We start from the raw sequence: 18,103 nt of genomic DNA on the forward strand, positions 1-18,103 counted from the left end.
CCAGAGCCCTCAGGCTCTCTTGACTATGCTGTATCGCTCGACGAACCGCCTCTGTCGTCGTGGCGCTCCCCAGAGCCCTCAGGCTCTCTTGACTATGCTGTATCGCTCGACGAACCGCCTCTGTCGTCGTGGCGCTCCCATGGTGAACCTGGCCCATAGCGCCTCCTTCCACTCACGCGAAAAGACTGCACCATCAAAGCCCGGGATCAAACAGCTAGCCTCCTCCCGCCTGCTGGCTMGCGATGCGCTGCAGGAAGATCGCCRCAATCGTCAGCAGGAAGCCCGCCCACCACAGCGGCGAACGCAGGCTCTTGCCGCTGCCGGGAGCTTCCGGCGGCGCCTTGCCATTGAGCCGCTGGATGATCGGCCAGGCGAAGCAGCCGAACCCGGCCCCCCCGAGCGCAAGCGCCACCATATTGAGCGAAGCCGCATCCATCGCCCTAGATCACATCGCCTCAGGGCCACGGCTCATCGCCGCGATGCCGGTGCGCGAGACTTCGGTGAGCCCGACCACGGTCATCAGCTTGATGAACCGCTCGATCTCCTCGGTCGAGCCCGTGAGCTCGAAGACGAAGGAGGTCAGGGAGGCATCGAGTGTGCGCGCGCCGAAAGCCGCCGCAAGCCGCATTGCCTCGAMCCGATGGTCGCCCTTGCCGACGACCTTGACCAAGGCAAGCTCGCGCTCCAGCGCCTCGCCCTGCAGCGTCAGGTCGACGACCCGGTGCACGGGCACCAGCCGGTCGAGATGTGCCTTGATTTGCTCGATGACGTTGGCGGTGCCCGACGTGACCACGGTGATGCGCGAGATGTGCTTCTCGTGCTCGGTTTCCGAGACGGTGAGGCTCTCGATATTGTAGCCGCGGCCCGAGAACAGCCCGGCGATGCGGGCGAGAACGCCCGGTTCATTGTCGACGATCACCGCCAGCGTGTGGCGGGCGACCGGCTGGATCTTGGGAGCGTTCGGATAATGCGTGGCTGACGTCGGCATCGGACACCTGCAGGAGCTGAAGCGGAATTCGGAACTAGACGTGACGGAGATTGGCGATGGCGGGCTCGTCGACCTCGTCCTGGGTTACGATCCAGGGCTCGGCCAGGGCGGCCTTCAGCCAATCCCGATAGGAGGGATGGTCGAGCACCGCGGCCATATAGGCCGCACTGACCGGGTCGACCGGGATCGAATAGGTATCGAGCCTTGTGACGACGGGCGCATACATGGCATCGGCTGCCGAGAAGCCGCCGAAGAGGAAGGGCCCTCCCTCCGCCTCGCCGAAGCGGGAGCGAGCCTCGCGCCAGAGTGCAGTGATACGGGCGACATCCTTCGCGACGTCGCCCCCGCGATCGCGTGCCGCAAAGCGCTTGCCGAGATTCATCGGACAGGCCCGGCGCAACGCGAAGAAGCCAGCATGCATCTCGCTCGACATGGCACGGGCATGGGCGCGCGCCGCCCGGTCCCTTGGCCAGATCCCGAGATCGGGATAGCTGTCATGCAGGTATTCCATGATCGCGAGCGTCTCCCACGCCGCAATGTCCCCGTCGACCAGCGTTGGCACGGTGCCGCCGCTGCCCGGAGCCTCGGCGAAGATCGCCTCCTTGAAGCCAGGCTCGTCGAGCAGGACGAGCTTCTCATCGAAGGCAATGCCCTTGGCGCGCAGCACGAGCCAGGCCCGCAGCGACCAGGACGAGTAGCACTTGTTTCCGATCAGGAGCTTCATGCCGCCTGGCTCGCCGTTTCCAGGCCGAAATCGAGCGCCGCTTCGACATGCAGCGCCGTCGTGTCGAAGACCGGGATGTCGAAATCCGCTTGCGAGACCAGGAGGGTGATCTCGGTGCAGCCAAGGATCACCCCGTCCGCGCCCTGCTTTACCGCCGCTGCGACGATGTCGAGATAGCGTGCCTTCGAGGCAGGCTCGATCCGACCACGGCAGAGTTCCTCGTAGATGATGCGATGGACATCGTCGCGCTGTTCGGCATCGGGAACCATGGCCTCGACGCCGAACGCAGCGAGGCGCTCGCGATAAAAAGCCTGTTCCATCGTGAAGCGCGTCGCCAGCAATAGCGGCCGCCGCGACGGGCTTTTGCGGATCGCCGTCGCGGTCACGTCGGCCAGATGCAGGAACGGCACGCGAGTCGCAGCCGTGATCCGGTCCGCCAGCTTGTGCATGGTATTGGTGCACAGCAGGATACAGTTCACGCCCGCCCGCTCGAGCCGGATGGCGCTGTCGGCCAGGAGATGGCCGGCCGCAGCCCAGTCCCCGCTCGCCTGCATCTCGGCGATCGGCGCGAAATCGAGCGAATGCAGCAGCACATCCGCCGAGTGCAGCCCGCCCCGAAGGGCGCGCACCCGCTCATTGAGCAGCCGGTAATAAACCGCAGTCGATTCCCAGCTCATGCCGCCGATCAGGCCGATCGTGCTCATGCCCGCGCCTCCTCGCCCGCTTGCCGATCGTCAGACAAGCTGCTTGCCCCTGGCATCGATGATATCGCCCGTATTTCCCTCGAAATCGGGCAGGATCATCTCGTTATGGGCCTTGCCCGACGGGATCATCGGGAAGCAGTTCTCTTCCTTCGCAACAAGGCAGTCGAAGATCACCGGCTTTGGCGTATCGATCATCTCGCGGATCGCATCATCGAGCTGGTCCGGATCCGAGCAGCGGATGCCGTGGCCGCCATAGGCTTCCGCGAGCTTCACGAAATCGGGCAACGAAGCCGAATAGCTCTCCGAATAGCGCCCGCCATGCAGCAGTTCCTGCCATTGACGAACCATGCCCATATATTCGTTGTTCAGGATGAAGATCTTGACCGGCAGCCGGTGCTGCACCGCCGTCGACATCTCCTGCATGTTCATCAGGATGGAGGCTTCGCCGGCGATGTCGACGACCAGCGCCTTCGGATGGGCCATCTGCACGCCGATTGCCGCCGGCAGGCCGTAGCCCATGGTGCCGAGTCCGCCGGAGGTCATCCAGCGGTTCGGCTCCTGGAAGTGGAAGTACTGCGCCGCCCACATCTGGTGCTGGCCGACTTCGGTGGTGATGTAGGTGTCGCGATCCTTGGTCAGCTCATAGAGCCGCTCGATCGCGTATTGCGGCTTGATGACCGCACCGGACTGCTTGTAGCCGAGGCTGTTGCGCGCGCGCCAGCCGCTGATCTGCTCCCACCAGCCCTTCAAGGCCTCCTTGTCGACCTGCGGGCTCGTCTCGCGCCAGATCCGGACCATGTCCTCCAGGACATGGGCGCAATCACCGACGATGCCGATGTCGATCTTGACGTTCTTGTTGATCGAGGACGGGTCGATATCGACATGGATCTTCTTCGAGCGTGGCGAGAAGGCGTCGAGCCGACCGGTGATGCGGTCGTCGAAGCGTGCGCCGATATTGATCATGACGTCGCAGTCATGCATCGCAAGATTGGCTTCGTAGGTGCCGTGCATGCCCAGCATGCCGAGCCACTGCTTGTCGGCCGCCGGGAAAGCGCCCAGCCCCATCAGTGTCGAGGTGACGGGATAGCCGGTCAGCCGCGCCAGTTCGCGCAGCAGCGCCGAGGCGTGCGTGCCGGAATTGATGACGCCGCCGCCAGTGTAGAAGATCGGGCGCTTCGCCTTGGCCATCAGTTCGACTGCGGCCCTGATCTTGTTCAGGTCCCCCTTGACCGTCGGACGGTAGGTCTTGTGCTGGTTGTCGCGCGGGCGGGTGTACTCGCCCTTGGCGAACTGGATGTCCTTCGGAATGTCGACGACGACCGGCCCGGGACGGCCGTTGGCGGCGACATAGAAAGCCTCGTGCAGGATGCGCGGCAGATCCGCGATGCTCTTCACGAGATAATTATGCTTGGTGCAGGAACGCGTGATGCCGACCGTATCGCATTCCTGGAAGGCGTCGGAGCCGATCAGATGCGTCGGGACCTGCCCGGTGATGACGACAACCGGGATCGAGTCGAGCAGCGCGTCGGTCAACCCGGTGACGGCGTTGGTCGCGCCGGGGCCGGAGGTCACCAGGACGCAGCCAACCTTGCCMGAGGAGCGCGCATACCCCTCCGCTGAATGGACGGCACCCTGCTCGTGCCGGACCAGAATGTGCTTCACCTTGTCCTGGAGGAAGAGCGCGTCATAGATCGGCAGCACGGCGCCGCCGGGGTAGCCGAACAGATGTTCGACGCCTTGATCCTGAAGCGCACGGACGACCATTTCCGCGCCGGTCATCATCTCGCTCATGTCGCTCTCCTCGGGGGTCTTCGGGTCAGTTCAGGGAAAATCGGGCAATAAAAAAGGCCCTCGGAGGGGCCTGGGCGTGCGCTGGCGTCAGGGGCCAAGCGGTTTGTTCAACCGCCCCCTACCAGCGCACCCGTACGAGAATAAGCTTGCGCATCGCGCCCGACATCCTTTGCGATAATTGCGGCACGCTAGACGACCGGTTTGGCATGGTCAAGCTGCAAAAACTCATGGCCCTCAGTTCCGAAAATCCCATGACGAAAGGGAACACTTTTTCAAGAACGGCCTTGCTAAGGTCCTTGCGCGCGAAACGGGGCCGCCATGTATCAGGAAGTGCACACCGAAAATATCGTCGAACGCGCCCATGCGCCGGAAGTGGCCGAACTTCTGCAGCGCTTTGCCCTGCATGCCCCTGGCGCAGGCGGCGTCTCCTACGAGGCGCTGCTCAAGGACCTCATGCCCCGCTTCGGCGACGACCTCATGGTGTGTGTCCCGACCGGAGACGGCGACTATCGCTATGAGCATTACGGCCGCGAAATCACACGCTATGTCGGCGGCAGCCGGCAGAGCGAACGCATCTCGCAGATGACCCCTCAGGTCGCCCGGTTCACGATCCAATGCTATGATCAGGCCCTGACGCACGGCAAGCCGATGTATACGGTGCATCGCTCCCTCAAGACCGTCCGGGTGTGCCTGTGGGAGCGACTGGTCCTGCCGACCACCGGCACAAATGGCGATCGCTTCCTTGTCGTCTTCAGCCGGCCGCTGCAATTCCGCGAGGAACTGCTGACCACGGTTCTGGAGACCTCGCCCAGCGGCATTGTCGCATTGCGGGCCGTACGCGACGATGACGGCAATATCGAGCGCACGATCATCATCACCGCCAATCGCCGCGCGGCACTGATGGCGGGCCATCCCGACGAGAACCTGCTCGACACGGACGCCCGCACGAGCCTGCCCTTCCTCTCTGACGCCATGATCTGGCGCCGCTGCCTCTATGCCATCGAGCTGCGCCGCAACGACATCTTCGAATCCAGCTTTACGGTGAATGGCCGTGAGATCTGGCTCCAGCTCGCACTGGCGCCGCTCGGCGACGGGCTGGTGATCACGCTCACCGACATCTCCGAGCTGATGATCGCGAACCTGACGCTGCAGAGCCGGGCCGCAACGCTGGCGCTCGAGATCGGCCGGGAGCGTGCGACCCGACGGGCGCTGTCGCATGAGATCGGCCAGCGCGAGGAACGCGAGCAGGAACTGCGCCGCCTTGCCGAGACAGATCCGCTGACCGCACTCCTGAACCGGCGCTCCTTCATCGAGAAGGCCAATCGCGAGATCCTCGCGTGCGAAACGGACGGTGACGATGCGTCCCTGATCATCGTCGACATCGACCACTTCAAGAGCGTCAACGACACGCATGGCCATGTCGCCGGCGATGCCGTGATCAGGGCCTTCGCCGATCTCCTGCTTGGCCTGGTCAGGCCCGAGCGCGATCTGGTGGGGCGTTTCGGCGGTGAGGAGTTCGCCGTCTTCCTGCCACGCACCGGCTCCGCGGCCGCGATGCGCATCGCCCATCGTATCCAGGATGCGCTGACGATGCGCGAACTGCCGACCTCCGAGACGATGTCCCTGCGTGTCACTGCGAGCCTCGGGGTGGCGACCCGCGAGAGTGCGGAGAGCTTCGCGGAGTTCTTTGCGCGCGCCGACAGCGCCTTGTACCGCGCCAAGCACGAAGGCCGCGACTGCATCCGCTTCGCGGGGGCAGACGTCGCCGAAGCCGCCTGATCTCAGGCCCGTGTCTCCAGCTCGCGCAGCGCAAAGCCGAGAGCGGCCTCGGGGGCTACAGCATGCCAGCCCGCCATCTGGTGACGGAACCACGTGACCTGGCGCTTCGCATAGGCACGCGTGTCGGCCTGCCCCCTGGCAATGGCTTCCTTGAGGCTGAGCGCCCCGTCGAGATGGGCGATCAGGCCGGGCACGCCATGCGCGCGCATGACCGGCAGCAGGGGATCGAGCCCGCGCGCCCGTAGCGCTGTAACCTCTTCGAGGGCGCCCTCCCCCATCATCTGCTCGAAGCGTCGATCGATGCGGGCACGCACCAGATCGCGTTCGGGCGAGACGAAAAGCTGGAGCAGCGCTCCCCCGTCCAGCGGGCCTGGCTTGCGTGCGCCCTGAAAACTTGCCAGCGACCGCCCGGTCGCGGCAAAGACTTCCAGCGCTCTCATGATCCGCATGCGGTCGCTCGGACGCAGCCGCTCGGCCATGACGGGATCGCAGCGTTGAAGTTCGACATGGAGCGCAGCCGTCTCGCGCGCCTCGGCATGGGCACGAAAGGCCGAGCGAACTGCCTCGGGCACCGGCGGGATTTCCGAAAGGCCCTCGGTCAGCGCCTTGAAGTAGAGCCCCGTCCCGCCKACCAGCACCGGAAGCGACCCGTTGCCCGCCAGCTCGTCGAGGAGCGCGCTGACATCAGCGACATAGCGCATCGCCGAATGGTTCACGGCGCCGTCGACATGGCCATAGAGACGGTGAGGAACCATCGCCTCGTCGTCGATCGTCGGCCGCGCGGTGATGATCCGCAGATCGGCATAGACCTGCATCGAATCCGCATTGACGACGGTTCCGCCAAAGCGGCGCGCGATCTCGATCGCCAGCGCGGACTTGCCGCTCGCCGTAGGACCTGCGATGAGCACCGCCCTGTACGCCACGCTCAATCGGTCCTTCTCATGCTCGTCGCGACACTTGTTTCCGCTCACGGCCAGGCGCTGCTGAGCGACGCCCTGCTGACGCGTCTCGCCAATGCCGTATCCGGCGTAACCCGGCAAGCCCGCCTGGATGACGAGGTCGCAGCAGACCTCTTCGCGGATGGGGCGGACGCACGCAAGCTCGAAGCCGACATTCGGGCGGCGCTCGACGGAACCGCGGTCGATATCATTGTCCAGCCGGCGGCGACACGCCGTAAGGCGCTGTTCCTCGCCGACATGGATTCGACCATGATCGGTCAGGAATGCATCGACGAACTCGCCGCCTATGTCGGGCTCAAGGACAAGGTCGCAAGCATCACCGAACGCGCCATGCGCGGCGAGATTGCCTTTGAACCGGCGCTGCGCGAGCGCGTGGCGCTGCTGAAGGGCGTCCCGGCATCGGTCGTGGACGAGATCATCCGCGAGCGCATCACGCTGACGCCCGGAGGCCGGCAACTGGTGCGCACCATGCGCGCCAACGGAGCCTATACGGCGCTGGTCTCGGGTGGCTTCACCGTGTTCACGGGCCCGCTCGGCGCGACCATCGGCTTCGACGAAGATCGTTCCAACACGCTCCTTGTCGCAAACGGCGTCCTGACCGGCGAAGTCGAAGCCCCGATCCTCGGCAAACAGGCCAAGCTGGACTCGCTTGTCGAACTGCGCGAGCAGCGCAGCCTTTCAAGAGCCGCGACATTGGCGGTCGGCGACGGTGCCAACGATCTCGCGATGCTCGGCGAGGCCGGGCTTGGCGTCGCCTTCAGAGCGAAGCCGGCGGTTGCGGCTGCGGCAGATGCCCGGCTCGACCACGCGGATCTGACGGCGCTGCTCTACGCTCAGGGCTATCGCGGCGACGAGATCATCCAAGCCTGAATTATCGCACCGGATCGCGAATCCCGCCCGATAAGCCAGGCTTCGGTGTCTGCATCGCCCCGCAATCCGCCCTTCGGCCGATGATCCTTGTGTTTGCATCGGCTTTCCCGAAAACCGCAATCCACTTTTCGGGCCGATGCTTTAGTCGACGATGAACAGCTTTGCGCCCCTGGGCGCCTGTGAGCGATGCGCCTCGGCCTGATCGGCGACCTGATAGCTCATGCCAGGCCGGAGCGTGAAAGCGCGACCGTCTTCCAGCACGGTCTCCAATTCGCCCTCGAGGCAGAGCAGGACATGCCCCTTCGAGCACCAGTGATCCGAGACGTAGCCCGCGGAGTACTCGACCATGCGAACCCTGATCGCATTTTCCGCCGGTCCGAAGAAACGCGTGCGCCAGATCGCCTCGCCCTTCTCGCCTGGGTGACGCACCGGCTCCACTGAACTCCAGTCGACCGTTCCGAAAGGAATCTCGCTCATCCGCATCGCATATCCACTCCGCTGCTCGTCGCCCTGATCGCACACCGAACGGAGCGCAACCAATGCAAATTGCTCATCGGCCCGATCGCAATCCGGAGAAATGAAAAGGGCGGCCACGAGGGCCGCCCTTGATCCTGTCCAAGACCAGCTTGGTCAGTTCATCGTGACCGCGACGAAACGAACCTCACCCTGCCCGTTCGCGACCAGAAGCAGAGCCGACTTCTTGCCCTCCTTCTTCAGCGCATCCAGGCGCTTGGTCACGTCCTCGGGCGAGTTCACCGCCTCCTGGCCAACCTCGACGATCAGTTCACCGATCGAGATGCGCTTGTCCGCGGCATTGGAGTTGGGATCGACCTTGGTGATCACAACGCCCTTGGTGCCGTCCTTGATGGAGTAGCGCTTCCTGAGCTCGTCCGTCTGCTGCGAGAGTTCCAGACCCAAGGCCGTGGTCACGGCGGGCTTGGCCGGTTCGGCATTCGGCTTGGCAGAGGCCTGCTGGACCTTCTCGCCATCCTCGAGCCGGCCGAGCTTGACCGTCTTGACGACTTCCTTGCCCTTGCGGACCACCGTGATCGGCGCATCCTTGCCGACCGCCGTACCGGCGACAATCCGCGGCAGATCGCGCGAATCCTTCACTTCCTTACCGTCGAACTTGACGATGACATCGCCCACTTCAAGCCCCRCCGGCTTGGCCGGGCCCTTGTCATCGATGCCGGCAACGAGCGCGCCGCGCGCCGTGCCGAGACCGAGCGCCTCGGCCGTGGCGTCGTCGACGCTCTGGATACGGACGCCGAGCCAGCCGCGGCGGGTCTCGCCGAACTCACGGAGCTGATCGACGACATTGACCGCCAGCGACGAGGGAACGGCAAAGCCGATGCCGACGGAGCCGCCGGTCGGCGACAGGATCGCGGTGTTGATGCCAATGACTTCACCGGCCATGTTGAACAGCGGGCCGCCGGAATTGCCCTTGTTGATGGCCGCATCGGTCTGGATATAGGTGTCGTAGGGGCCCTGCTGGATATCRCGGTTGCGGGCCGAGACGATGCCCGACGACACGGAGCTGCCGAGGCCGAACGGATTGCCGATCGCCATGACAGGGTCGCCGATCCGCATCTTGTCGGAATCCCCGAACTTGACGGCATCGAGCGGCTTGTCGTGCTTCACGCGCAGCACCGCGAGATCGACCTTGGTGTCCTTGCCGATGATCTCCGCCTTCAGGCGCAGGCCACTGTTGAAGATCACCGTGATTTCGTTGGCGTCACCGATGACGTGGTTGTTGGTGACGACGATGCCGGAGGAATCGATCACGAAGCCCGAGCCGGCCGATTGCGACCGTCGCTGCTGCGGCGGCTGGCCCTGGCCCTGGCCCTGCTGGCCCTGACCGCGGCGGTTGAAGAACTCCTCGAACAGATCGCCGAAGGGCGTATCGGGGCCGAGCTGCGGCAGTTGCGGCAGGTTGCGGCTGCGCGTGTCGCTCGTCGTGACAGCCGAGATATTGACCACCGCCGGCATCACCCGCTCGGCCAGGTCGGCGAGCGAAATCTGCCCCTGGACCAGCGGCGACACTCCCGTCGGCGGCTGGGCGATCACAGGCGTCGCCAGCATCGGCAGCGCCGCGACGCCGGCCACGAGCGCGGCCCGCGCAAGCCCGGAAGCGGAAACGATTTTCAGTGCCATCAATCAGGGTCCTCGTGAAGAAGCAGGCCGATCGTGCGGCCAGGATGTTGGCCTAGAGATTGAACCTCAAATTGCGGCGGAAGGGCGACACACAATCACGTCACCAGGCATTCCGACCGCCGCTTCTACACCCCGATGCGTACGAGCCAGACGAGGAGTACCCCGAACACGGCTGAACCGATACCGATCAGCCGCATTCGGTCTGCTGGCGTCTCCGCTGCGCTGCGCAAGGCATCCTTCGCCAGATTTGGAATCGCTGCGAACAAGATGCCTTCGATGGCGAAGACGAGGCCGAGCGCCGCGATGAAATCCAGCATACGCGACGCTCGCTATCGATCAGGGATTGGCCGCCGGGGCCGGCGTTGCAGCCGAGCTCTGGGGACGTCCCGTAGGGTCGTTGAAGTAGCGGAAGAACGGCGAATCCGGCGAAAGCAGCATCCGCGTGTCCCCCGGCTTGATGCTCGCCTCATAGGCCTGCATCGAGCGATAGAAGGTGAAGAACTCGGGATCCTTGCCGAAAGCCTCGGCGAAGACCTTGTTCCGCTCGCCCTCGCCCTCGCCTCGGATCTCGTCGGAACGACGCTGGGCTTCGGCGACGATCACGGTCGCGTCACGCTCGGCTCGGGCCCTGATCTCCTGCGCCTGCTGGGCGCCAAGCGCACGCGCCTCGGCAGCCTCGCGCTGACGCTCGGTCTGCATGCGCTGGAACACCGCCTGCGAGTTCGCTTGCGGCAGATCGACCCGACGCAGGCGGACATCGACGACCRTCATGCCGAAGCGGGCCGCCTCGCGGTTCACGTCGTCGCGGATACGGCTCATCAGCCGCGACCGGTCGGTCCGGACCACCGAGATGAAGCTGGCATCGGCGAGGACCGCGCGAACCTGACCATTGACGATCGAGGCAAGCTGCGAGTTGGCCCGCGGGATGTTGTTCACCGCCTGGTAGAAGCGCAGCGGATCGGAGATCCGGTAGCGCGTGAAGGCGTCGACGACGAGCCGCTTCTGATCCGACGCGATGATTTCCTGGGCGGGAAGGTCGAGATCGAGGATGCGGTTGTCGAGCAGAGTCACCTGCTCGAAGGGGGCCGGCAGCTTCAGGTAGATGCCCGGAGCGGTGACGACGCTGCGGACCGCGCCGAAGCGCAACACGATGGCCGACTGGGTCTGCTGGACCACGAAGGTCGCGGCATAGAAGACGATCGCGGCGACGGCGAGGAGGACAAGCGCACCAATGCGCAGGATGGAACCGTTCATCGGGTCGCTCCCGCCTGCGGCGCACCCGGCGCAGCGCGCCGTTGCTGGAGTTCGTTCAGCGGCAGGTAAGGCACGACACTTTGCCCGTTACCCCTCTGGTCGAGGATGATCTTGTCGGTGCCACCGAGCACACGCTCCATCGTCTCGAGGAAGAGACGCTCGCGGGTCACGGCCGGCGCCGCCTTGTACTGCAGATAGACAGCATTGAAGCGGCTGGCCTGGCCGCGGGCTTCCGCGACGGTCTGCTCCTTGAAGGCTTCCGCCGACTGGACCAGTTGCGCCGCACGACCGCGCGATTCCGGCACGACCCGATTGGCATAGGTCTGCGCTTCGTTGCGCAGGCGTTCCTGGTCGGAGCGCGCCGCCTGAACGTCACGGAACGCGTCGATGACCTGCTGCGGCGGATCGACCTTCTGCAGCTGGACGAGGCGGATCTGCACGCCAGCCTTGTAGCTGTCGAGCGTCTCCTGCATCAACTGGCGCACTTCGGTCTCGATTGCGGCACGATCCGTCGTCAGCACGGGCTGGATGTTGCGCTGGCCGATCACCTCGCGCATCGCGCTCTCGGCCACAGCCTTCACCGTGCCCGGCGGATCCTGGATATTGAAGACATAATTCTCCGGCGCGGCCGGATCGATCTGCCACTGCACGATCACGTCGATATCGACGATGTTCTCGTCGCCGGTCAGCATCAGGCTCTCTTCGCCGACATCCGTCTGGCGTGAGGTGCGGACCGATTCGATGGTGCGGAAGCCGACTTCCGTCGTGATCACATTGGTGACCTGGGGCTTGATCACGCTACCGATCGGGTAGGGCCAGTTGTAGTTCAGGCCTTCGCCGGTCTTGCCGATATATTTGCCGAAGCGGAGGTTGAGACCAACCTCGTTCGGCCGGACGATATACCAGCCCGTCATCAGCCAGATCACGATCAGGGCCAGGATGCCGAGAACCAGGCCACGTCCGCCGAGATTGCCGCCCGGCAGTAAATCCTTCAACCGATCCTGACTACGGCGCAAAATTTCTTCCAGATCCGGTGGCGAACCACCGCCACTGCCTCCGGGGCCCTGCCCCCACGGGCCGCCGCCGCCGCCACCACTTCCGCGCTGGCCCCAGGGTCCTCCCCCGCCGCCACCGCTACCGCCGCTCTGGTTGCTCCAAGGCATACTCGTGCCGTTCCTCACATCTGTACCACACGTGCCATAGGCGAACGGCGGCTGTTTGTCAGCGCCCTTAGGGAACGCGTGTCCGTGACTTGGTCATCGGACACGGATTCGTCAACGACGCAAGCCCTTCATCGTCAACGGAAACAGCGTTCAGGCCCGGCGGCGAAAGGTCGCGAAGGTGAAAGCATGCTCGTCATCGGCACTGCGAGGGTGGTTCTCCTGCTTCACGCGCTCGAACGCCGCCCTGTCCCAGACCGGAAAAAGGGCATCGCCTTCGGGCTCAGCGTGAACCTGGGTCAGTTCAACCCGATCGGCCAACGGCAAGGCCTGGGCGTAGATCTCGGCGCCCCCCGCAACAGTGACGGAATCCGCGCCCATCGCGAGGCCCAGCCGCTGACCGGCCTCGATCGCCTCGTCGAGGCCATGCGCGACATGAACGCCGTCGGCATTAAAACCGGGATCGCGTGTCAGGACGATGGTCTCGCGCCCCGGCAACGGCTTTCCGATCGAGAGAAAGGTCTTTCGCCCCATCAGCACCGGCCGGCCGAGCGTCAGGCCACGAAAGCGCTTCGCCAGCCCTGCGATCAGGGCCTTGCCGATGCCTTTGCCGCGGAATTCAGGCCGGACATAGAGATCCTCGAGCCAGATGCCATGGCGGCCCGAGAAGGTCGAATAGGTATAGAACCAGACGGCGAATCCCGCAGGCGCACCTTCCCATTCGGCGATATCGCAGGCGACCTTGGGATCTGGCCCGAACAGGGCCTGCGCGAGTTGCTCTTCGCTGGCCGCGACCTCGTGCAGAAGCTCTTCGTATTCGGCGAGCTCCCTGATGAAGGTCAGGACGAGCCCAGCCTCGTCGGGCCGGGCTGGACGGATGGAAAGGGTCATAGGAAGGTCCCCGCGACTACGATCGCCAGATTCATGCAGGCATGCAGCAGAATGGGTAGGCCGATTCCGCCGGAAACCTCGCGTGCATAGCTCAGGAACGCGCCAGCCGGCAGAACCGATACGACGTGCAGCAGTCCGTTCTCGATATGCAGCAGTCCGAAGGCCACTCACGATCGCCAGGGCCGGCCATGCGGAGAAGCGCCGGCGCAACCGCGTGAACAGCAGGCCACGGAACAACGCTTCCTCGACCACGGGAGCGAGCAGCACCGCATTCAGAAAACCGAGCCAACTGCGCTCCGAGCTGGACATCGCCTTGATGTCTTCGAGCGACCCTAGCAGCCCCGATGCGGCGACGGTCGCCTCGATAGCCAGTACGAGCAGCAACACGGCCACGAACCGGATGACGATGCGCCTATCCGCCGGCCAGGAAAGGGCCAATGCACGCCGCCATGGTAGATCGCTCATCGCCCCGACTGCGAACGCCGTGCCAAGCCCAACGCTCAGAAAGAACGCAGTCTCGCGAGCATCGAAACCAAGGGGACGGCCAACGAGCGCTGTGGCCAGAACCGCGGCACCAACCACCCCCGCATACCCGAGCGCGACCGCAAACAGAACCTGCCCGAACGCCGGAACAACTGCGCGGTCCATCATCCCGCGATCGGTGCCTTGATCGCCGCGTGCGCGTCGGAGGCTTCGAGCGCCACGTCCGAATTGAGCTGCAGCCGGGACTGGTCGAGACGGCCCAGATAGCGATGTGGATCACCGAAGAAGTGCGCAGCTTCGCCGAAGCCGAACTCCGTCACCCGGGCGGCGATCTGGGTCGGCAACGCGTGGCTTACGGTGTTAAACGGCTTTCCGAGCACGCGCATTATCCGCAGAATCGCTACGATCGCTTCGTTACTCCTTAGGATGAACCGAGACAACGCGCCATCAGTCGAACCGGCAGCTCCCCGGATCAGTCCGCAAGCACGCCCTCACGGTCAGCAGCATGCCRCAGCCCCGAAGACGAGAGCGCTAGCTTCGCCGTTCGCCGCAGGCACGGCTGGCGCCCCCATCTGAAGCCAAGAGGCCACCGCCTCATGACCGAAGCGATGGACCGAAGATGGCGCCATGCAGCATCGTGCCGAAGGCTCGAGATGGCGCACGACGGCCATCTCCGCTTCGCACCGCGACGGCCGAGGTTCACACGCTGTCAGCCTTCGGCTGCTTCTGTTGCGCAACGAGGGCGACGATAATGCTGAGGACGATGCCTGCGGCCGCCAGCCAGAACGCCCGTTGGATGCCCTCGGCCACGGCGATCCGCAACGCACCGCCTGCCAATCCGCCGATCTGGGAATTGGCAACGGCGATGAGAACCGCAAGGCCAATGGCGTTGCCGACATTCAGCGTTGTCGACGCCATTCCCGAGGCGACGCCCTGCTCGTCATGATGAACGCCGGACGCGGCCGCAATCCACATGCCGGTCCAGACAACACCCTGACCTATGCCGGAAATGATCAGCCCTGGGAGGATGATGAGGTAGCTGCTTTCCGCAGTAGCGCCGGGGACCATCAGTGCCGTTCCGACAGCCCCCACGGCCATGCCGCCAATCAGCGTGGCGCGGATCGAAAGCCGCGTAGCCAACCGCTCGCCGACCTGCGTCCCCACAGCAATCGCTATCGAGGGGACCAGAAACGCAAGCCCGGTCTGAAGAGCTGTGAAACCCTGCACGTTCTGGAACAACACCGTCAGAAAATAGGGCAGTGTGCCGAATGTCGCCATGTACAGGAATGTGATTGTCATTCCGGTCAGGAGGCTGCGATTGCGGAACAAGCGCAAGGGCATGAGCGGATCGGCACTCCGTGCTTCGATCACCACGAAAGCGGTGAGCAGGGCGGCAGCCAGGACAAAACTCCAGATGATGCTGCCCGAACCCCAGCCATATTCCGGCCCCTGCACAAGCGCGAAGACGAGCAGTGTCGCCCCGGCCGTGACGGTCAGCGCGCCCGGCAGGTCGAAGCTGCGGCGTTCATGCCGCTTCGGGTCCCGCGGGATGACGAGGAATGCCGCGACGATGGCAATGCCGGCGAGCGCGACATTGACATAGAACACTGAGGGCCAGCCAAAGGCACTGGTGAGGAGACCACCGGCGATCGAACCGATCGTGAGGCCGCTTGCTCCGGCGCCACCCCAGACAGCGAGTGCCCTGTTGCGCTCCGGCCCCTCGGCAAACAGGCGGTTGACCAGGGACAATGTCGCCGGAAACAGGAATGCGCCTCCGATACCCTGAACCGCGCGCGCCAGGATGATGACTTCAGGGCTCCAGGCCAAGCCACCGATCAATGACGACAGCGCATAGAGCCAAAGGGCAAAGACGAACATTCGCCGCTGGCCGATCAGGTCGGCTGCCCGGCCGCCGAACAGCAGGAAGCCACCGGTGAACACCGTGTAGACACTGACCACCCATTGCAGGGTCTGGCCCGAAAAGCCCAGGCCCGCGCCGATCTCCGGCAACGCGACGAAGACGATGTTGAGGTCGAGTGCGATGATCAGTTGCGCGAAGGCKAGCAGCGCCAATGTCGCGCCGCGTTTTCCCCCAAGACCTCCCCTGACCGATGATCCGTCGGGCAGCGATGCCAGTTCCGATGCGCTCATGCGTGTCTCCGCTTCCTCGTTCTTTGTTGATCGACAAAGAATGAAAGCTTGCCAACCGGAGTCAAGCGAATTATTTACCGATCATCAAAGAATGGAGGCATCGATGGCGCGGCCACGGGAGTTCGATCGAGATCTGGCGCTTGAAAGGGCTCGCGACGCATTCTGGGCACGCGGCTACGAGGGAACGTCGATTGCTGATCTGGTGGCGGCGCTGGGTCTTGCCTCGGCACGCATCTACGCAGCCTTCGGCTCGAAGGAGGATTTGTTCCGGGAGGCGGTTGGGCTCTACGAGGAAGGCGACGGCAGCTTCGTCGCACGAGCGCTGGCCCAGGAGCCGAGCGCAGTGAAGGCCGTCGAAAGGATGCTACGCGACGCCGTCGAGACCTACACGAAGCCCGGACGCCCATGGGGTTGCATGGTCGTATCGGCCGCGACCAACTGCGCCGTCGAGAATGACCGCGTGCGGGAATGGCTGGCCGAACGCCGCCTGAAGCAAACGGCGACCATCGTCGACAGGTTGGTGCAAGCCGTACGCGCCGGCGAGCTGAGACAGGATACCGACACCGACGCGATGGGCGACTATGTCACTGCGCTGATGCACGGCCTTTCCGTGCAAGCGCGGGATGGCGTGCCAGAGCAACGCCTCCTGACCATGTGCGACCTGGCCATGCAGAGGATGCGCGACCTGGTTGATCCCACCCATGAGGCTGTCATCGTGCCCAACCAGTCTGGGGCGGAGAGCATCTAGCGCCCCCGTCAGCCAGCCAGGATACCCTGGCGGCCAGGGGCGCTGGCCACAGAATGCAACCTTCGTTTGAGACAGAGGGAAACAGGCCCTCTCCCCTTCCCTGAACCTGTTGGTCAAACTTGCCGCCCGCGAGAGGGCGCGGCACGCGCAGGCGGAGAGCAACTGCGTGATTCAAGTGCCGTCGAGGATCGAGCACGCCGCGAACACGTCCCGAAACGCCAGGCCGGACCTCATCGCGTCAGCCCCGATCGGCCCCCGGCGCGCTGTCCCCCAGCACCTGCGCCAAGCGCCGCACGCCGTCCTGCATCCGATCGAGAGGTGCAGCTGAAAAACTGAGGCGTAACGCTGCCGCACCCTGCCCATCGGGCTGGAACGCAGAGCCGGGGACATAGGTCACTCCGACTTCAGCCGCACGGCTCAGCAAGGCATGCATGTCGAGATGCGCTTCCAGGTTCAGCCAGATGAACAGGCCTCCCTGGGGAACGATCCAGCTGGCGCGGTTGCCGAGCTCCGACTGGAGCGCCGCCAGCATCGTGTCGCGCCGAATGCGATAGGCGTCGCGAAGCCGGCCAGCATGTGTGTCGAGGATGCTGTCGAAAAGATCGAGGAGACAGGCCTGGGCAAGGGTACCCGCCTGCAGATCCTCGCTTTGTTTCATGAGAGCAAGTTTCGCGACCACCGCACGGGGGGCGACCAGCCAACCGACACGAAAGCCCGGCACGACCGCCTTGGAGAATGTACCGAGATAGATCGTCCGCGCGTCCTCGATCGAGCGGGCCTCCGTGTCGACCGCCAGCAGCGGCGGCAACGCCTCGCCCTCATAACGCAGCATCTCGTAGGGGTCGTCCTCGACGAGGATCGTATCGAGCTCACCGGCCAAGGCGACCAGTTCGCGCCGTTGGGCGAGCGACAAGGTCGCTCCGGTCGGGTTGTGGAAATTCGACATCGCGTAGATCAGCGCCGGCCGATCGTGAGTCCCGGCCCGTGCCGCTTCCAGCTCGCGCATCCGCGCGCCGTGCGCGGCAAAGACCTGCAGCGCCCCGGGATAGGTCGGCGTCTGGACGAGCACGGTCGCCCCGGGCTCGACCAGCAGCTCGGCGACGAGATCGAGCGCCTGTTGCGCGCCATTGGTGAGGAGAATGTTATGCCTGTCGCATTGCACGCCCTTGGCGCGCATGTAGGCGCTGATCCGGTCGCGCAAGGCAGGATCGCCCTCGCTAGCGCCATATTGCAGCGCAGCCCGCGCCGTTTCCGGTTTCGACAGGATCCTGGCCAGGCTGTCGCGGATCTCGGCAACGGGAAAGAGCGTGGAATCGGGTTCACCAGGTCCGAACGACACGCAATCGGCCGCCTTCGGCATGGTCGCAAGGCCACGAATGGCAGATGGTACGATGCGGTTGGCATAGCGCGAAAAGCGCCGCTCGAAGGCGGTCATCCGTGGTCCTGC

The 18,103-nt window shown here is 64.6% G+C and carries 18 protein-coding genes and 1 pseudogene; 3 read left to right on the forward strand and 16 right to left on the reverse strand.

Features of this window, described 5'->3' with window-relative positions; genetic code table 11:
* Nucleotides 1–214 precede the first annotated feature (214 nt).
* The 5 genes from AC1DRP_RS16775 to AC1DRP_RS16795 are packed head-to-tail and all read right to left on the reverse strand — an operon-like array spanning nucleotide 215 to nucleotide 4,207.
* Nucleotides 215–436 carry a hypothetical protein gene (locus AC1DRP_RS16775; RefSeq protein WP_476769028.1) on the reverse strand — a complete coding sequence of 74 codons (222 nt, stop codon included), beginning with the start codon at nucleotides 434–436 and terminating at the stop codon, nucleotides 215–217.
* A gap of 9 nt (nucleotides 437–445) precedes the next feature.
* Nucleotides 446–988 carry an acetolactate synthase small subunit gene (gene ilvN / locus AC1DRP_RS16780; protein ID WP_476769029.1) on the reverse strand — a complete coding sequence of 181 codons (543 nt, stop codon included), beginning with the start codon at nucleotides 986–988 and terminating at the stop codon, nucleotides 446–448.
* Nucleotides 989–1,022: 34 nt separating this feature from the next.
* Nucleotides 1,023–1,712, reverse strand: a complete 690-nt coding sequence (locus tag AC1DRP_RS16785; RefSeq protein ID WP_441508447.1) for a glutathione S-transferase family protein — start codon at nucleotides 1,710–1,712, stop codon at nucleotides 1,023–1,025.
* A complete protein-coding gene (locus tag AC1DRP_RS16790) occupies nucleotides 1,709–2,416 on the reverse strand; it encodes an aspartate/glutamate racemase family protein (RefSeq protein WP_476769030.1) in 708 nt (235 codons plus the stop codon). The genes AC1DRP_RS16785 and AC1DRP_RS16790 overlap by 4 nt, the downstream gene beginning before the upstream one ends.
* Nucleotides 2,417–2,446: 30 nt before the next feature.
* Nucleotides 2,447–4,207, reverse strand: a complete 1,761-nt coding sequence (locus AC1DRP_RS16795; RefSeq protein ID WP_069879871.1) for an acetolactate synthase 3 large subunit — start codon at nucleotides 4,205–4,207, stop codon at nucleotides 2,447–2,449.
* Between the two features lie 318 nt (nucleotides 4,208–4,525).
* Between AC1DRP_RS16795 and AC1DRP_RS16800 the strand changes: the two genes are divergently transcribed.
* Nucleotides 4,526–5,986 (forward strand): GGDEF domain-containing protein, encoded by a 1,461-nt coding sequence (locus tag AC1DRP_RS16800; RefSeq protein WP_441508449.1) that lies wholly within the window; start codon nucleotides 4,526–4,528, stop codon nucleotides 5,984–5,986.
* 2 nt (nucleotides 5,987–5,988) lie between these two features.
* Here AC1DRP_RS16800 and miaA read toward each other — a convergent pair whose 3' ends face one another.
* Complete coding sequence (gene miaA, locus AC1DRP_RS16805; RefSeq protein ID WP_441508450.1) at nucleotides 5,989–6,909, reverse strand: tRNA (adenosine(37)-N6)-dimethylallyltransferase MiaA; 921 nt, start codon at nucleotides 6,907–6,909, stop codon at nucleotides 5,989–5,991.
* Between the two features lie 18 nt (nucleotides 6,910–6,927).
* Here miaA and serB point away from each other — a divergent pair, with 18 nt between their 5' ends.
* Nucleotides 6,928–7,815 carry a phosphoserine phosphatase SerB gene (serB, locus tag AC1DRP_RS16810; RefSeq protein ID WP_441508451.1) on the forward strand — a complete coding sequence of 296 codons (888 nt, stop codon included), beginning with the start codon at nucleotides 6,928–6,930 and terminating at the stop codon, nucleotides 7,813–7,815.
* Nucleotides 7,816–7,956: 141 nt separating this feature from the next.
* On the opposite strand, the gene AC1DRP_RS16815 is transcribed toward serB, so the two are convergent.
* The 9 genes and pseudogenes from AC1DRP_RS16815 to AC1DRP_RS16855 all read right to left on the reverse strand — a co-directional run bounded on the left by AC1DRP_RS16815 (nucleotide 7,957) and on the right by AC1DRP_RS16855 (nucleotide 15,908).
* Nucleotides 7,957–8,292, reverse strand: a complete 336-nt coding sequence (locus AC1DRP_RS16815; RefSeq protein WP_441489260.1) for a DHCW motif cupin fold protein — start codon at nucleotides 8,290–8,292, stop codon at nucleotides 7,957–7,959.
* A gap of 153 nt (nucleotides 8,293–8,445) precedes the next feature.
* Nucleotides 8,446–9,969, reverse strand: coding sequence for a Do family serine endopeptidase (locus AC1DRP_RS16820; RefSeq protein WP_476769031.1), 1,524 nt, complete (start codon nucleotides 9,967–9,969; stop codon nucleotides 8,446–8,448).
* Nucleotides 9,970–10,094: 125 nt separating this feature from the next.
* Entirely contained in the window at nucleotides 10,095–10,286 is a 192-nt protein-coding gene (locus AC1DRP_RS16825) for a DUF2065 domain-containing protein (RefSeq protein ID WP_043237452.1), read from the reverse strand.
* 19 nt (nucleotides 10,287–10,305) lie between these two features.
* On the reverse strand, nucleotides 10,306–11,223 hold the full coding sequence (gene hflC / locus AC1DRP_RS16830; RefSeq protein WP_476769032.1) for a protease modulator HflC: 918 nt from the start codon (nucleotides 11,221–11,223) through the stop codon (nucleotides 10,306–10,308).
* Nucleotides 11,220–12,386 carry an FtsH protease activity modulator HflK gene (gene hflK, locus AC1DRP_RS16835; RefSeq protein WP_441489263.1) on the reverse strand — a complete coding sequence of 389 codons (1,167 nt, stop codon included), beginning with the start codon at nucleotides 12,384–12,386 and terminating at the stop codon, nucleotides 11,220–11,222. Before hflK ends, hflC begins: the two co-directional genes overlap by 4 nt.
* Nucleotides 12,387–12,536: 150 nt before the next feature.
* Nucleotides 12,537–13,274, reverse strand: coding sequence for a dihydrofolate reductase (locus AC1DRP_RS16840; RefSeq protein WP_476769033.1), 738 nt, complete (start codon nucleotides 13,272–13,274; stop codon nucleotides 12,537–12,539).
* A pseudogene (locus tag AC1DRP_RS16845) lies at nucleotides 13,271–13,925 on the reverse strand (lysostaphin resistance A-like protein). Before AC1DRP_RS16845 ends, AC1DRP_RS16840 begins: the two are co-directional and overlap by 4 nt.
* Nucleotides 13,922–14,137 carry a thymidylate synthase gene (locus AC1DRP_RS16850; RefSeq protein WP_476769034.1) on the reverse strand — a complete coding sequence of 72 codons (216 nt, stop codon included), beginning with the start codon at nucleotides 14,135–14,137 and terminating at the stop codon, nucleotides 13,922–13,924. The pseudogene AC1DRP_RS16845 and the gene AC1DRP_RS16850 overlap by 4 nt, the downstream one beginning before the upstream one ends.
* Before the next feature lie 319 nt (nucleotides 14,138–14,456).
* On the reverse strand, nucleotides 14,457–15,908 hold the full coding sequence (locus tag AC1DRP_RS16855) for an MFS transporter (protein ID WP_476769035.1): 1,452 nt from the start codon (nucleotides 15,906–15,908) through the stop codon (nucleotides 14,457–14,459).
* Between AC1DRP_RS16855 and AC1DRP_RS16860 the strand changes: the two genes are divergently transcribed.
* Nucleotides 15,907–16,656, forward strand: coding sequence for a TetR/AcrR family transcriptional regulator (locus AC1DRP_RS16860; RefSeq protein ID WP_476769036.1), 750 nt, complete (start codon nucleotides 15,907–15,909; stop codon nucleotides 16,654–16,656). The genes AC1DRP_RS16855 and AC1DRP_RS16860 overlap by 2 nt on opposite strands.
* Before the next feature lie 238 nt (nucleotides 16,657–16,894).
* Here AC1DRP_RS16860 and AC1DRP_RS16865 read toward each other — a convergent pair whose 3' ends face one another.
* Nucleotides 16,895–18,091: an aminotransferase-like domain-containing protein gene (locus AC1DRP_RS16865; RefSeq protein ID WP_441508458.1), complete on the reverse strand. Its 1,197-nt coding sequence runs from the start codon at nucleotides 18,089–18,091 to the stop codon at nucleotides 16,895–16,897.
* Nucleotides 18,092–18,103: the final 12 nt, after the last annotated feature.

The organism is Allobosea sp. 01N443 (genome assembly GCF_056399325.1).

What these genes read in the sequence shown, in the direction of transcription:
- AC1DRP_RS16785 (WP_441508447.1), bottom strand. Translation starts at nt 1,712, where the DNA reads ATGAAGCTCCTGATCGGAAACAAGTGCTACTCGTCCTGGTCGCTGCGG.
- AC1DRP_RS16790 (WP_476769030.1), bottom strand. Translation starts at nt 2,416, where the DNA reads ATGAGCACGATCGGCCTGATCGGCGGCATGAGCTGGGAATCGACTGCG.
- AC1DRP_RS16800 (WP_441508449.1), top strand. Translation starts at nt 4,526, where the DNA reads ATGTATCAGGAAGTGCACACCGAAAATATCGTCGAACGCGCCCATGCG.
- serB (WP_441508451.1), top strand. Translation starts at nt 6,928, where the DNA reads ATGCTCGTCGCGACACTTGTTTCCGCTCACGGCCAGGCGCTGCTGAGC.
- AC1DRP_RS16815 (WP_441489260.1), bottom strand. Translation starts at nt 8,292, where the DNA reads ATGAGCGAGATTCCTTTCGGAACGGTCGACTGGAGTTCAGTGGAGCCG.
- AC1DRP_RS16825 (WP_043237452.1), bottom strand. Translation starts at nt 10,286, where the DNA reads ATGCTGGATTTCATCGCGGCGCTCGGCCTCGTCTTCGCCATCGAAGGC.
- hflK (WP_441489263.1), bottom strand. Translation starts at nt 12,386, where the DNA reads ATGCCTTGGAGCAACCAGAGCGGCGGTAGCGGTGGCGGCGGGGGAGGA.
- AC1DRP_RS16840 (WP_476769033.1), bottom strand. Translation starts at nt 13,274, where the DNA reads ATGACCCTTTCCATCCGTCCAGCCCGGCCCGACGAGGCTGGGCTCGTC.
- AC1DRP_RS16860 (WP_476769036.1), top strand. Translation starts at nt 15,907, where the DNA reads ATGCGTGTCTCCGCTTCCTCGTTCTTTGTTGATCGACAAAGAATGAAA.
- AC1DRP_RS16865 (WP_441508458.1), bottom strand. Translation starts at nt 18,091, where the DNA reads ATGACCGCCTTCGAGCGGCGCTTTTCGCGCTATGCCAACCGCATCGTA.